The organism is Streptomyces sp. NPDC090499 (genome assembly GCF_044769305.1).
In the GTDB taxonomy this organism is placed as follows: Bacteria; Actinomycetota; Actinomycetes; order Streptomycetales; family Streptomycetaceae; genus Streptomyces.
Genome location: NZ_JBIVXP010000005.1, coordinates 216,011 through 229,930, shown reverse-complemented (window position 1 = coordinate 229,930; position 13,920 = coordinate 216,011). Strand labels below are relative to the sequence as shown.

11 protein-coding genes are annotated in these 13,920 nt (G+C 72.5%); all 11 read right to left on the bottom strand.

Annotated elements, in window-relative coordinates; all coding sequences use genetic code 11:
* Nucleotides 1-59 precede the first annotated feature (59 nt).
* Complete coding sequence (locus ACIQVL_RS20385) at nucleotides 60-878, bottom strand: BTAD domain-containing putative transcriptional regulator (protein ID WP_403439539.1); 819 nt, start codon at nucleotides 876-878, stop codon at nucleotides 60-62.
* Nucleotides 879-1,040: 162 nt separating this feature from the next.
* Nucleotides 1,041-2,729, bottom strand: a complete 1,689-nt coding sequence (locus ACIQVL_RS20380) for a hypothetical protein (RefSeq protein WP_403439541.1) — start codon at nucleotides 2,727-2,729, stop codon at nucleotides 1,041-1,043.
* Between the two features lie 6 nt (nucleotides 2,730-2,735).
* Nucleotides 2,736-5,006 (bottom strand): hypothetical protein, encoded by a 2,271-nt coding sequence (locus ACIQVL_RS20375; RefSeq protein ID WP_403475999.1) that lies wholly within the window; start codon nucleotides 5,004-5,006, stop codon nucleotides 2,736-2,738.
* A gap of 9 nt (nucleotides 5,007-5,015) precedes the next feature.
* On the bottom strand, nucleotides 5,016-5,651 hold the full coding sequence (locus tag ACIQVL_RS20370) for a hypothetical protein (RefSeq protein WP_403475998.1): 636 nt from the start codon (nucleotides 5,649-5,651) through the stop codon (nucleotides 5,016-5,018).
* A 16-nt stretch (nucleotides 5,652-5,667) separates the two neighbouring features.
* On the bottom strand, nucleotides 5,668-6,312 hold the full coding sequence (locus ACIQVL_RS20365; RefSeq protein ID WP_403475997.1) for a hypothetical protein: 645 nt from the start codon (nucleotides 6,310-6,312) through the stop codon (nucleotides 5,668-5,670).
* Nucleotides 6,313-6,320: 8 nt separating this feature from the next.
* Nucleotides 6,321-6,932, bottom strand: coding sequence for a hypothetical protein (locus tag ACIQVL_RS20360; RefSeq protein ID WP_403475996.1), 612 nt, complete (start codon nucleotides 6,930-6,932; stop codon nucleotides 6,321-6,323).
* Nucleotides 6,925-10,161: a LamG-like jellyroll fold domain-containing protein gene (locus ACIQVL_RS20355; protein WP_403475995.1), complete on the bottom strand. Its 3,237-nt coding sequence runs from the start codon at nucleotides 10,159-10,161 to the stop codon at nucleotides 6,925-6,927. The genes ACIQVL_RS20360 and ACIQVL_RS20355 overlap by 8 nt, the downstream gene beginning before the upstream one ends.
* Nucleotides 10,158-11,486, bottom strand: a complete 1,329-nt coding sequence (locus ACIQVL_RS20350; RefSeq protein WP_403475994.1) for a baseplate J/gp47 family protein — start codon at nucleotides 11,484-11,486, stop codon at nucleotides 10,158-10,160. The genes ACIQVL_RS20355 and ACIQVL_RS20350 overlap by 4 nt, the downstream gene beginning before the upstream one ends.
* Nucleotides 11,483-11,932 (bottom strand): hypothetical protein, encoded by a 450-nt coding sequence (locus tag ACIQVL_RS20345; RefSeq protein ID WP_403439553.1) that lies wholly within the window; start codon nucleotides 11,930-11,932, stop codon nucleotides 11,483-11,485. Before ACIQVL_RS20345 ends, ACIQVL_RS20350 begins: the two co-directional genes overlap by 4 nt.
* Nucleotides 11,929-12,243, bottom strand: a complete 315-nt coding sequence (locus tag ACIQVL_RS20340; RefSeq protein ID WP_403439554.1) for a hypothetical protein — start codon at nucleotides 12,241-12,243, stop codon at nucleotides 11,929-11,931. The genes ACIQVL_RS20345 and ACIQVL_RS20340 overlap by 4 nt, the downstream gene beginning before the upstream one ends.
* Complete coding sequence (locus ACIQVL_RS20335; RefSeq protein ID WP_403475993.1) at nucleotides 12,243-13,886, bottom strand: hypothetical protein; 1,644 nt, start codon at nucleotides 13,884-13,886, stop codon at nucleotides 12,243-12,245. The genes ACIQVL_RS20340 and ACIQVL_RS20335 overlap by 1 nt, the downstream gene beginning before the upstream one ends.
* Between the last annotated feature and the right edge of the window lie 34 nt (nucleotides 13,887-13,920).

Below are 13,920 nucleotides of genomic sequence, written 5' to 3'. Positions count from 1 at the left end.
GCACCGCGTGACCGGGACGTCACCGCCGTATCAACACGACGCCGTCGGGCCGGGCCCGGTCATTCCGGGCGGTCGTGCCGCTCGGGTGTCGCGGCCGAGGGCGACGGGGTACGGGCAGCGCCCTTGGCGCGGTACGGGATCATGCCGGCGAAGCGTGCCGAGGGTTCGATGCCCAGCTCCGCACGGAGCAGCCGCCGGAACGCCTCGTAGTGCCGGATCGCCTCGACGACATTGCTCTCCGCCAGATGCACGGTCACCACCGCGCAGTGCGCGCTCTCGCGGAGGGGCTCGATCGCGACGCAGGTGAGGGCGGCCTCCAGCGCGAGTGCGTAGCAGCCGCTCCGGGCGTGCCGGGCGCTCAGCGATTCGAGTGCGTGCAGGCGGAGTTGGCGCAGCCGCTCGCGCTCGGAGCAGATCCACTCCTCGTCCCATCCGGGGAGCAGTTCGCCTCTCGCCAGCAGGCCGAGCGGAGGCAGCGCGTCGCCCGGATCGTGCGCGGAGCCGGTCAGGCGCAGGGCGGCCCGGGTGAAGTCGTCGACGTCGACGGACACGCCGTCCGCGAGGTACAGGGTGTCGCCGTCGCTGCCGACCACCGGGTACCGCACCCGGCGCAGCCGCCACAGCGTCGTACGGAGGCTGCCCTGCGCGTGCTCCTCGCTGACGTCGGGCCACAGGGTCCCGGCGACCACCGACCGGGGCGCGCGCTGGTGCAGTCCGAGATAGGCCAGCAGCCGCTGCTCGTTGGCCGGGACGGCGATACCCCCCTCGGTGCCCTCCAGCCTGAAGGCGCCGAACAGACGCAGTCTGGCGAGCCCCGGGGGCTGTTCCGTCGTGTCTTCGTGTCTTCGCGCTTCCGCGGTCAGTTCGTTCCAGGCCATCGCCGTCCCCGTTTCCCCGTGTGGCGACCGCCGGTTGAACGGCCCCCGTGTGCCCGGACCGGCGTTCGCGCGGGTCCGGTACGACCAGCGTGGCGAGGCGGGACGGCTGCTGTCATATGCCGTTCCGCTCATCGGACCGGCCATGGACGCCTGCCCGTCGGGTCACGGGCTGGGCGGCACGTTGGGGTACGGGAGGGTCAGGAGGTCGCCTGGAGAGAGTCCCAGGTCGTAGAAGAGTTCACGGTGGATGACCCAGGCGACGGTGTTCCGGGTGGCCTGGTCGAGGAGCGGGATCTGGTCGACCGCCCCGAGCATCGCGGCGTACAGCTGCCCGGCCGTCACACGGGTGTCACCGGCCCGGCGCCGGGCCATCGCCCAGTTCTTCCAGTGCAGGTCGAACGCCGCGTGGACCCAGGTGGGGAGCAGCGCGGTGAAGGCGTTCCGGCGGCTGTAGCCGTCCACGTCCCGCAGGAAGGAGGTCGGGCCGGCGTGCGCCGACTGGATCTGTGCGCCCGACACCCCGTACGCGTCCCGGACCGCCGACGCGTCCGCGTGCCGCTGCACCGCGAGATCCGCCGTGCCCGGCACGCCCTGGGGACCGATCAGCCCCGCCGCCCGCGCGTCGGCGACGGCAGCCGCCGGGCCGGTGCCGCTCGGTGCCGCCGTCGGCAGGTGGGCCAGCTCGTCGCTGATCTGCGCGAAGACCTGGTCGGTGGTGAGCGTGGGCTCGGTCAGGTCGAACCGGCGGGCGGCGGACGTGGTCGGCTCCGGCGCCCGGACGGCCGTCGCGGGTTCCTGGTCCGGCGCCGACGGGCTCGTGCCTTCCGGTGGCGCCGGGCGCGGCTCCTGTACGCGGGGCGGGGCGGTCGGCGAGGGGCTCGTTTCGCCGGGCGCGGACGAGGACGCCGCCACTCTGGTCGGGGGCAGCGCCGTGTCCGTGCCGACCATCGCCCGGTCCACCCCGACCCGCAGCGCCCATCCCCGCGTCCACGCGAGGAAGCCGCCCGGGGCGGACGGTGTCCCCGGCGGGGGCGGGGGCACCTCGGCGGCGGGGAGCCGGGGCGAGGCGGGAATCTCGTCGGGCGCGGGGGCCCGGCTCCCGGCCGTCGGGACGGACAGCGCCAGCGCGGCGAGGGCGAGCGGCTCCAGATAGGTCCGCAGGGCCCGCTGGGCCCGAGCCATGTCGAAGGCCGCCTTGTTCAACTGAGCGAATGTGACCGGCCTGCCCAGCAAGTGCTGGCCGTTGAGCCAGCGAAGGACGTCCGGCATCGCGGAGACCATGAACGTGCAGAAGTCCCGGTCGTTGGCAGCCGCTTCGTACGCGGGCCCGAGCGCGTCCCGTCGTCCGTTCTGGAACCGGTCGAAGTTGCGGCTGAAGGCGGGGGGATTCCTGCGCCAGACGTCTTCCCTGATCTTCTCGGCGAGCTCGTGGGCACGGTTGTGACGGGCCGTCCAGTACGCGATCCAGATGTCGTACATCTCGTCGGCCGTAAGGATGTTGTGCGGGTTCGCCGGATCGCGCGGCGACGGTCGGGGGCCGGTGGCCGGGGCCGGAGCCGGAGCCGGGGAGGCGACCGGTATGCCGACCTTTTCGCCGTTGCTGTCGTAACTCGGTACGGCGTAGCTGTCGCGGCCGGGTCCGGCGACTCGTTCGCGCGGCTGCGGTCGCGGGCTCGCCGGCGGTGGCACCGTCTCCCCCGGCGCGGCGTCGCGCACAGCGCCTCGGAGCGCGGCCAGGACCGTCGTGCGCAGCCGCCGGCCGTCCTCCGCCGACAGGCCGTCCGGCACCGTGATGTCGGTGGGCAGGTGGTAGCGCCGGCGCGTCCCCGCGTCGCTGTGGTGGTTCGCCACGGTGGTTCAGCTCCTCGTCCAGACGATCCGCGCCCGCCAGGTGCTCCCCGCACGCCGTGCCGGACCGAGGTCCTCGCCGGTGACGTCCTCGATGATCATCCATTTGTCCGGTCCGCCGTATTCCATACGGCTGCCAAGGGAGTACGCCTTGTCCGTTCCGACTCCGGAGATCCAGCGGTGCGGGAACTCCCCGGGCAGCACCACGGACGGCGAGTCGTACTGTGTGCCGTTGACGTCCCACATCTCGACGGACTCGTGCCCGGCGGGAGGGACGTAGAGCAGTCGGCCCATGCCGCGGAGTTCCACGTCCTCGGCGCGTCCGCGCACCAGGACGTAGCCCTGCGGGCGGTACGTTCCGCCGCGCCGTGGGCCCTGGAGCGGCTTTCCCCTCCGGTCGGGTGGCTGGACGGAGAAGTAGTACTCCTTGAAGTGGAACCCCTTCGTGGGCTGGTTCTCCTTCCTCCCCTCGCTCACGTACCAGGGTTCGTTCGTGAGCGAGGGCGCCAGGTTCTCGTACATCGAGGCCGGGGTGGAGGCCGTGGGCGGTGGTTTCTCCGGGTCGTACGGGGCTTCGCCGCTCACGTACATCTTCCTGAACAGGACCACCTGGCCGGTGTCGCCGATCCCTGCCACGTGGGCCGCGATGTCGACCTGGTCGGGTACCTCGTACACCACGGTCACGCCGACGCTGTTGCCCCGGGCCAGTCCGGGTCCGATCTCGCGGGCGAACAACTCCTCGTACGCGGCCTGCGCCTTCTGTTCCTCGGCGCCCCTGAGGCTGCCGAGCTGGAGCGCGAGCAGCATGGTGGCGGCGCCCTCGGCAGCGCTCTTCACATCGAGGTTCGCGGGGCTGTGGATCGGTTCGACCGGGGCTCCCCGCATCTCGATCGTCGCGCCGGATCGCACCTCGGGGCTTGCCGGGGCCGTCGCTTCGGGCCTCGCCCCGGCCGGCGTCCCAGGTCCTGCGCCGGGTTCCGACTGCGGTCCCACTTCGGGCCTTGCCTCGGCAGTCACGTCGGGTCCCGCGTGCGGCCCTGCCTCCGCCACTGCCGCTGCCTCGGGTTTCGGCTTGGTCGTCGCCTCCGGCCTGCTCTTGGGTGCGGCCTTGCGTGGTATCGGGATCGGATCGGGGACCACGCTGACGCTGTACCGCGTCCTCGTGGTGCCGTCCCGCGCGGTGACGGTGACCACGCTCGCGCAGTCGGCGCAGAGACGCCGGGAGACCGCCATGCCGTGCACGGTCGCGTGATGGTCCCGCGCGAACTCGATCATCAGCTGCTCGGCGTCGTTGGGCGCTCCGACCGCTCCCCGTCCCTCCACACCGGTGTCGTACGTCCACCACACGAGGTCCAGTTGCTCGGCTGCCTGAAACAGCTTCTTGCTCCCGCGGTTGGCGGCGATCGTGTAGACCAGCCGCGGATCACCGTCGAGGGTCACCAGGCCGATGGCGACGGTGGAGTTCCGCTTCAGCCTGATGCGCTCCCGGGTGCCGATCAGCTCGTAGAACTTGCGCAGCTTGTCGTCCAGGAAGGCCCGTGCGTCCGGATGCAGGGGGGCGGTGTCCACCGGAGCCGGGTCGTGGTCGTGGTGCGCCGCGTGGGTTTCCTGAGCCGGTGCCGGCGTTGTGGTCGACGGACCGTGCGGGGCCGGCGGCGTGCCCTCCTCGGTGGGGGCGGCCGAGGATGCCGCCACCCTCGGCGCGGGCACCGCCTGGTCCACGCCGGACATCGCCCGGTCCAGGCCGAAGCGGACCGCCCATGCCCGGGTCCAGGCCGAGACACCGCTCTTCGGGGAAGGGCGAACGGCCGTGGCCTCGGCGGCGGGCGTGGCTACGGGCTCGGCGACGGGCGCGGCGACGGGCTCAGCAGCAGGCGCGGCTACGGGCTCAGCGGCGGGCGTGGCCGCGGGTTCGGCAGCAGGCGCGGCGACGGGCTCAGCAGCAGGCGCGGCCGCGGGCTCGGCAGCCCCGGTCCTGGTCGGTTCCGCTCCCGCCGGTGCCGACGTGCCCTGTCTGTCGGGGACCGCGATCGGTTTGCCGCCGTCGCCGAAGGACGGGACGGCGTACCCCTCGGCGCCCTGCCGGTCTGCGTCGTACGGCTCCTTCACGTCGACCGGCGTGCCACAGTCCCGGCCGTGCCGGTCGGCCAGCAGGCGTTCGGCCTCGGTCAGCCGGGCCGCGACCGCGCGGGTCAACGCCCGTCCTGCCGCCTCCAGTTGGTCGTCGGTGGGCACCCCGACGATCCGCAGGGTGATCGGGACGTGGCACTCGATCCGCATGGCGCCGGCTCAGCCCGCGGTGTAGGCGAGCTGGACGGTGGCGAGGCTGGTGGCGCCGACCACCTGGATGGCCGAACCCGTGGCCACGACGCAGTAGCGGTACGTCTGCGGATCGACGGCGGCGAACGCCGCGTCGACGGGCACGGTGATGTCGTACGGGTTGGTGATGGCGGACGTCGCCGTACCGATCTCGGCCAGCTTGTCGGGAGCGGCGCTCGCGTTCGCCAGCGGGGCCCTGGTCAGGACGATGCTGAAGCCGGCCGGGCTGCCGAACCACAGGCCGACTGCGCGGAACGAGACCAGTCTGATGTTCGCCGGCAGGCTGAGGCCCATCACCGCGACGCTGTCGGGGCCGCTGACGGACGGGTACGCCGCCCCGGTCTCGTCGTAGAGCCAGCCGTCGCCCGATCCCGGCAGCGACACGAAGTCGAGGCCGGGGGTGAGCAGTTGCTGGCCGGTCGGTACGCCGACGGGCTGGGCGAGCGCGGTGTCGATCTCGGTGACCACGGCGGCTGCCTGGTGGAGGTCGCTCGCGATCGCGTCGAACCGCACGTTGAAGCCGTTCGGGCCGTCGGCGGTGATGCGGCTGACGTTGTCGATCCAGTCGGTGGGCTTGAACGTCGGGGTGTAGCTGAGGTCGGTCACAGGTGTCCCTTCCCGGTCAGGACGGCGAGGCGAAGGTGAGGTGGACGGCCTCGATCGACATGCTGCCGAAGAGGACGGTCTCGAAGGTCGCCGTGAGGACGTAGCGGAAGACGCTGGTGTCGATCAGGGCGCGTGGCGCCGAGACCGGTATCTGGAGGTCGAAGGGCCCGAGGGACGAGAAGGAGTCGTTGACCGCCAGCGGTTCGGGGGCCGGGGCCGGCACGACGAGCCGAATCGGTGTGCGCGCCAGCGAGATGGCGCCGCCGACACCGTGGGAGGAACCTCTCTGCATGTCGCCCACGACCCGTACCGCGGTCAGCCGAAGCCCGTGGGGCAGGGTGAGGTTGGCCACCCCGGTCATGGCGAGGGAGTTGGCGTGGGCCACGCCGTTCCTGTCGTAGCTCCACGCACCCCCCGACAGGAGTCCGGTGGGGCGCAGGGTCGGTGTGAAACTGAGCCGCTGCGGCTGCGGGGGCGGCGCGGCGTTCGTCGCGTCGATCGCCGCGCCGATGTCGGTGACCGTGGCGGACAGTTGGCCCAGGTCGCTCGCGATCGCGTTGAAGCGAATGTTGAACCCGTTCGGCCCGGCTGCCTCCACCCGGTCCTTGCGGTCCTCCCAGGCGACATGGTGGAACGTCGGGGTGTAGCTGATGTCGGCCACGTCGACTCCTAGCTGCTCGTGTAGGCGATCTGGAAGGCGGCGAGAGTCACCGTGGTGCCACCACCACTTATGAAGGAGGCCTGGATGATGTAGCGGTACGTCGCGGTCTGGGTCACAGCAATCGTCGGATCCACGTCCATGGAGCTGTCGAACGGGTTCGTGTCGCCGCCGACGGACGCCAGTACCTCCGGAGTGCCGCCGGGGATCTTGACCCGGGACAGGGAGATGCCCAGCGCCACCACGTTGTTGCCGGCCTGGCCCATCGTGCGGAACGACGTCAGGCGGGCGTTGTCGGGGAGCGCCACCTCCATCTGTCCGTAAAAGACGTCATCGCCCGACGCCGTGGCCGCACCACTGGCGGTGATTGTCCAGGCGAGGTCCCCCCCTGCCCCCTGCAGCAGCGGCGCCAGGGTGAGCACATGCCCGGCCGGTCCGGTGCCGCGTCGGTCCACGGCGGCGTCGATCTCGGCGACAACGCCGGACAGTTGGCCCAGATCGCTCTCGATGGCGGCGAACCGGGCGTTGAATCCGTTCGGTTCGTCGGCCCTGACCCGGTCGCCGTCGGGGCCGTCCACGAACTCCTTGTGGACGAAGGTGGGTTGGAACACGATGTCAGCCATCGGCGGGCCTCCTGGCTCGGGGCGGCAGTGGGCCGCGGACGCGGAACCTCGGGTAGGTGTAGTCGGGGTTGGCCTGCGAGAGGTCACCCTGGAGTTCGACCACATGGGCGCGGAGCGCGGCGGTGTTGACCTCCACACCGACCGGATGCAGCACGTTGAGGACGTTCATGATCAGGTCGTGCTGGTCCTTGGTGACGACCGTCGCCGGGGTGTCCGCCTCCGGCCGCAGCCGCACCTGGAAGGTGTACGGGACCGCCTGCCCGCCGATCAGATAGCTCGCCTGCACCCAGGCCATTCCGGCCGCGTCGGCCCGCAGGGTGACGGTCTGCTGAGTGCTGGACGCGACGGTGATCGCGGCGCCGTCGTACGTCCCCGACGCCCAGCCCAGGCGCGGTCCCTCGCCGGGGAACTGTCCGACGAGACCGGCGAGGGCGGCGGGCGGCGGGGTCGCGGTGAGGTCCATGGTGGTGCCCTCGTCCAACTCGATGACGGCACCCTCGTCCAGTTCGATGACAGCGCCCTGCTCGTCGCCGGCGGGCCCGCGCACCTCGACGAGCTGCCCGGGGGCCTGGCGCACCTCCAAGTCGTCGCCGCTGCGCCGGAGATACCCGAAGCCGACCGCGAACGCGGGTCCGGCCAGCGCTCCGGCGCCCAGGGAGCTGTGCCGCAGGACGAGCCGACGTCCCGCGGTGGCGGCCGGGTCGGGAGGGTCGCCGGCGTCGTCGAAGCCGGCGGTCACCGTGAGCCGTCCGGTGACCGACCTACGTGCCAGTTCGGCGAGCAGGGCGTCCAGGAGTTCGGCCACGGCCGGTTGCATCAGGTGGGCGCCGTCGCCGCCGTAGTCGACCCGGGGGTCGTTGTGGCCGACGAGGAACGCCGGGTCGAAGTAGGTTCCCGGGCGCTCCACGCTCGACGCGGGCACGCCGGGTGTTCCGTCCGCGGCGATCGTGGCGCCGTCGTCCAGGCCGGCCAGGCCGACCCGCAGGGTGCGGGTCGCCGACGCCGAGACGGTGTGTCTGCCCCGGGCCACGTCGGCCTTGACGATCAACTGCCCGGGGGCGGTGGCGTTCAGCGCCGCGGTCGGGTGCCGGGACCCGGCCCCGCTCTCCGGCGTCAACAGGCCGCGCCCCGAACCTCCGGGCACCACGAGCCAGTTGACGAACGCGTCCGCGGGGGGCGCGGGACGCAGGGACAGGGTCACCGTGGTGCCCTGGTCCAGGTCGGTCGGGAAAGCGCCCGTCGGGCCGACCTCGTTCGGGGTGACGGCAGTTGAGGTGAAGACGACCGGAGTGACGTCGATCCTGAAGTAGTCGCCCTGGGCCGTGGCCGCGTAGACCTCCCGCGCTCCGGCCCGGTGGGTGACGTAGTCGAAGCCCGCCCGGTGGGCCAGTGCCGCGAGGCGTCCGGGCGGCACCGAGCTGTGGGAGAGGAGCACCGCCCGGCCTGTTGCCCGCAGGTCGTCCGCCAGGGGGTCGTAGGCGGCGTCGACCAGCAGGCGGCCGGGCGGTGCGGTCTCGGCGCCGGCCAGGGTGACCAGCCGGTCGAGACACTCGGCGACCCCGACCTGGACCAGGTGCGGGTCGGCAGGGGCCGGCGCCGGGGTGAAGTCCACCCCGGCGTGGTCGTAGCGGAGCAGGTAGGCCGGGTCGAAGGTGTCCTCCTGGGCGGCGGTGCCCACCACGCTCGACTCGGTGGTACGGCGCCGTCCGGTCGCGTCGATGCTCTCGCCGGGCAGCAGGGCGTACGGCCGGATGTGCACGAGCCGGGTGCCGCGGACCAGGGTGGCGTTCGTGTCGTCGACCACCAGCGCGTCGTGCCGCCCGCCGATCGGTCCGGCGAGCCGGTTGAGGAGGGTGGTGAGGTTCGCCGGGGTCGGCAGGGTCCAGCGGCGGAACAGTTCGAGCCGGCGGCGGTAGTGGTCGTCGTCCTCGCCGAGGGCGGGTGCGAAGCCCGAACGCGGCGTGGAACTGATCCGTACCTCGTCGACGACCCCGCGGAAGCCGCCGCCGGCCGCGCCGATGCGCAGCGGGGCCGTGTTCACCACCGCGCCGAGCGGGTACAGGAACCGCCAGTCCCGCAGCCGTCCGTCGAGGAACAGCTTCACCCGGCCGCTGGTGCGGTCGAGTACCGCCGCCATGTGCGTGAACCCGTCGGTCGGCAGGCTGGTGTCCGCGAACAGGGTCACGTCGTGGTCCGGGTCGCCGTCGCCGATCGTGAACCGTACGTTGCGCGGGAGCCCGCGTCCGAAGTCACCGATCGCGAACTCCCAGCCCGGGACCCGTTTCTCGCCGGGGTCGGGGCGGCGGCCGAGCACCGGCCCGTCGTGGGCGCAGGGGTCGGGATCCGGATCGGGGTCGGGGGCCGGGTCGGGGCGGACGAAGCACTCGAAGGTCGCGTCGTCCCACTCGCCGATGTCGAACGTGGCGTCGGTGTCGGCCACGATCACCGCGTCGGCGGACCGGAAGCCCATCGCCCGCCCGTACCGGCCGGGGAGGCCGACCTGCACCGGGCCCTGGAGTACACCGTGGTGCGCGGTCCGGCCCGGGTACGCGGCGGTCGCGTCCGCCGCCTGCGGGGTGGCCCCGGCGTCGTCGTCGAGGTGGTAGAGCGCCACGGTGTCGGTGTCGAAGCCGTACGCCAGGGCGGGGAAACGCGGTACGCCGAGGTCGGCGCCGATCAGGTCGAGGCTCAGGCCCAGGGCGGACGGCAGGTGCCGTTGGGCGAGGGCCGTGGCCGCGTGCCGCCGCAGCCGGTCGCGTTCGGCGCCGGTCACCCACAGCAGCTTGGCCGTGGTGCCGAGCAGTGCGGTCAGCGTCCAGCAGTCCTGGGGCCGGTTGTCGAACGGTGACGTGCCCATGGTGAGCAGGAGCAGCCGGGCGGTCGCGGTCGCGGGCTCCGCCAGCAGGAAGGAGGTGCCGGTGACGGTGCCGGCCGGTACCGTCACCGATGTGTCCACCGTCCGCGCGCCCGGCTCCTGGTAGGTGATCGTCACCGTGATGTCTACGTCGATGTCCCGGGTCGTGGCGAGGACGTAGCGGGGCTCGGGCGGTACGCCGAAGCGGGCCTCGTGGTCGGCGAAGTCGTAGCTCTCCACCGCGGCCTGGGAGCTGCCGAAGGGCAGCAGGCGCAGGTCGAGGATGTCCGCGCCGCGGGCGAACGGTGTGGTGAGCCGGCGCGCCATCGTGCTGGCGGCGAGCTCGGGTGCCGGGGTGAGCTCCTCGGTGGTCATCCGGTCACCACCGTCACGTCGAAGGCCTCGCCGTCGACCACGAAGGTCGCCAGTTCGGTCGGGCCCATGACCAGGTTCTCGCCCACGGCGCCCTCCGCGAGCACCCGTTGGAAGGGCACGTCGCCGAAGGTGATCCGGCCGAACGCGGCCGGTGCCCGGCGCAGATGCAGCCCCTGGACGTCGAGCACGCCCGGCTGTTCGACGAACGCGCTGACCACCTGCGCGTACAGGACGTCGCCGCCCAGGCGCAGCGCCCCGATGTCCGTCGCCAGGCGGCGGCGCACCGCGGAGAGGAGGGCGACGCCGTCCGAGCCGGGCGCGATCACGAGGGTGGCCCGGACCCCGACCTCGATGTGGTCGGCCTCGACGATGTTGGCGTGGATGCCGATCGGCCGTACCGCGTCGACCGCCGCGCCGACCCGCTCGAAGACGCCGGGCACGGAGCCGGTGGTGTGCCACGGCCAGCGGAAGTCGTGCGCCACCACGACGGTGAAGAAGTACGGCTGTCCGACGCGGCGTTCGCTGCTGAACGCCCGCTGGTCGAAGTGGAACAGGTCGAAGTAGCTCTGCGACACGTCGACTCCGCCGAGCGGGTCGGACAGGACGACGTCTAGGACGCCGCGGACACCCTGGGCCGCCTGCGCCACGGCTTCGACCGTCCAGAGGCTGCGGGCGATCCCGAGCAGCCGGCCTCGGTAGGTCCCGTCCGTTTCCTCCTCGGTGCCGCCGGTCGTCGCGGCCGCGTTGGTCACCTTGAAGTCGGCGGCCCCGAGGTCGGTCAGGTAGATCGACCGGTACGTCGGGTCGATGGCGGTGATCTTGTCAGCTTCGACGTCGCCGTCGGGTCCCGGCTCGAACGCCACCACGCCGACGTCCGCGGCGGGGGTGCCGCGGCTGTCGAGCACGACCGGCGCCACCGTGCCGAACGACTGGGCGGGGAGCCCGGGTCGGTCGGCGGTCACCAGGATCGCCCCTTGGGGCAGAACGTAACTCCGGCCCTCCACCCCCTTGTTCAGCGTGACGGTGACCGTGCCGGTGCTCGCCAGCGGCGCGCGCTCCAGGCCGGTGTCCTCGCCGAGCAGGTCGAGGGCGTCACCGACCGCCGTGGACAGGAAGTTCGCGTAGTAGAGGTCCTCCAGCCGTTTCCACAGCTCGCCGTCCTCGGCGGCGGCCGTCTCCAGGATCTTGCGCAGTGCGCTGGTACTGGTCAGGTCCGCTCCGGGGAACGCCGCCCTGGCCCGGTCGAAGGACTCGCTGAGAATCACGTCGACGGGCTTGAGGACGAAGCCGTCGGCAGTCACCCCGTAATCGGTCACGGTCGTCATACCTCCACGTTCACGCGCAGCGTGACCGGAACCTCGGCCACCGTCTCCAGGTCCGCCTCGACCGTCCACGCGCGGCGGACCTGGGCGGCGCGCGCCTGTGCCACGGCGCCGGGTCCGGCGGCCAGGCGTTCGGGGTCGTCGTCGAAGGTGACCTGTCTGACCTCGCTGACCCGCGGGTCCGTGCCCAGGGTGCCGACCAGGTTCAGCTTCAGGAGCTGCTTGACGACGCGGGTGCCGTTCGGTTCGGTGAACGCCCGGGTGACGTCCAGGCCGTAGCCCGTGTTGAACCGGTCGGAGCCGAAGGGCGTCAGGACCCGCAGGGTCAGCGCCTGGGTGAGGTTGGCGATGCCGGTCACCTCGGCCAGGTCCCCGCCGTCGAGTACGAGGTCCCCGTCGTCCACGCGCAGGCCGCGCCCGAACGGGTCCGGGGACGTCGGCGTTGTCATGTTGCCTCCAGTTTCGTCTGGCCGGCCGAGACGACCCGCCAGGGTGTGGCCGTCAGGGTCGGTCCCTGTGCGGTCTCCAGTGCCACCGGTTCGCCCCCGACCGTCAGCGTCGTGGCGAGGCCGGTGTCGATGGAGGCGACCGCGCCGCACGGTGGTTTGTTCGGGCAGGCCGGGACGGTCGCGGTGAGCAGGTCGGCGCGGGTGAGGACGGGCTGGCCGTCCACGGTGAGCAGGTGTCCGGCGGGCACGACCAACAGCGGTGCCCCGTGCGGGCATTGGAGCGTGGACGCGGCGGTGAGGACGGCGGCCATCACGACACCGCCACGGCGGAACCGTCGAGGGCCAGGCCGACCGTGCCGTTGGTCAGCCGGATCGGCTGGTCCTTGGTGCTGATGGTGACCGCGCCGTCGGCGCCGACCGTGATGGTCGTACCGCTGTGGTGCTCGATGGTGATCGTGTCGTCGTCCGGCGGCTTGGGACGGGTGCCCACTTCGGGCAGCAGGTCCTTGCCGACCACGATGTGCAGGCCGGTCGTCTGGATGATCCGGTGGCCGCCCGCGTCGGTGAGGTCGTTGGCTCCGGGGCCGGTCGGCCGGCCGTCGTCGCCGAGTGCGGTGGGCAGCGCCAGCCAGTAGTCGCCGGGCTCGTTGGCCGGGCGCCGGGTCGCCGGGTTGTCCGGCCAGAGGAACCCGGCCAGTACGGCGTCGTTGACGGATCCCCGGTTGTGGGCGAGGAGGGCGCGCATGCCGGGGTACACCGGCACGACCAGGCCCGTGCGGTCGAACGCGAACACCGAGGCGATCGGCTTCTCGTGCATGCTCGCGCCGGTGTCGACGGGGCTGGCCACGCTGGGCGCGACCACTCCGGGGTCGGGGACCTGGGCGTAGTGCAGGGACGCGAGGTGCTTGCCGGCGCCGGCGGCGTACTCGGTGACCTCGCCGACGTCGACGGCCGGGTGGTCGTCGCGGGCCCGGTCCACCATGCCCCGCACGCGGTCCACCACGACGTGGACACCGGTGGTGACCTGGGCCCGTTCGCCGGCGGCTGCCGCGATCAGGCCGAGTTCCGCGGTGTATCCGCCGGAGGTGGTGAACCGGTGGACCACCCGCGTCAGCCGCAGGGTGCCGTCGGGCACCCCGGACAGTCCGGTGATCTTCGCGACCTGGCCGACCCGCAGCCGCGGATGCCCGAGCACGGCCAGGTTCACGGTGGCCCGCACCGGCGGCGACAACGCCCCGTCGGTGTCCTCCCCGTAGGAACTGTCCAGCCACACGATGTTGGTGTCGGGGTCGAGCGCCACCGGTGCCGTGTCCCTCGCGGCGCCGACCGCGGCACCGAGGTAGACCGTGCCGTCGCGGACCACCAGCGGCGCGTTGCCCCGTTCGGCCAGGGTGCGCAGCGCGTCCAGGGTGGACCCGCTGCGCAGCGTGAAGCCGCTCAGGTCTCCCGGCAGGGTCGACCCCGCCGCGACCGGCACGTCCGCCTTCTTCAGCAGGTCGAAGGCGAACAGCTGCGCGCTCGTCCCGGCCGGGCTGCCGACGGCCACCGGCCTGTTGCGCAGCAGGTAACCGCCCTCCTCCTGCCCGTACAGCACCGTGCGCGCGTAGCCGTCCTGGCCGACGGTGCCGGAGATCCTGGTGACCCGCCCCACGAGGACGCGGCCGGCGTCGCCCGTCGTGGTGGACGGGTCGTCGAAGTAGCCGAGCCGGATGGAGACGTTGACCGCGGTCCGCGCCTGGACCGCGCGGATCATGGCGATCACGTTCGTCGGCAGGTTGATGAGCGTGACCTCGAACGTGTCGGTGGCGGCGCCCTCCGTCATCGTGACGGTGATGTCGGCGTCGAGCACGAAGGAGCCGGCCAGCACGTCGTTGGACACGGTCACCGGCAGTCCGGGCTCGCCGGGTGCCAGGGGCGCGGAGATCTCGACCTCGTACCGGATGACGAAGCTCATGTCGCCACCTCCCGGCGGGAGTTCGCCCGTTCGT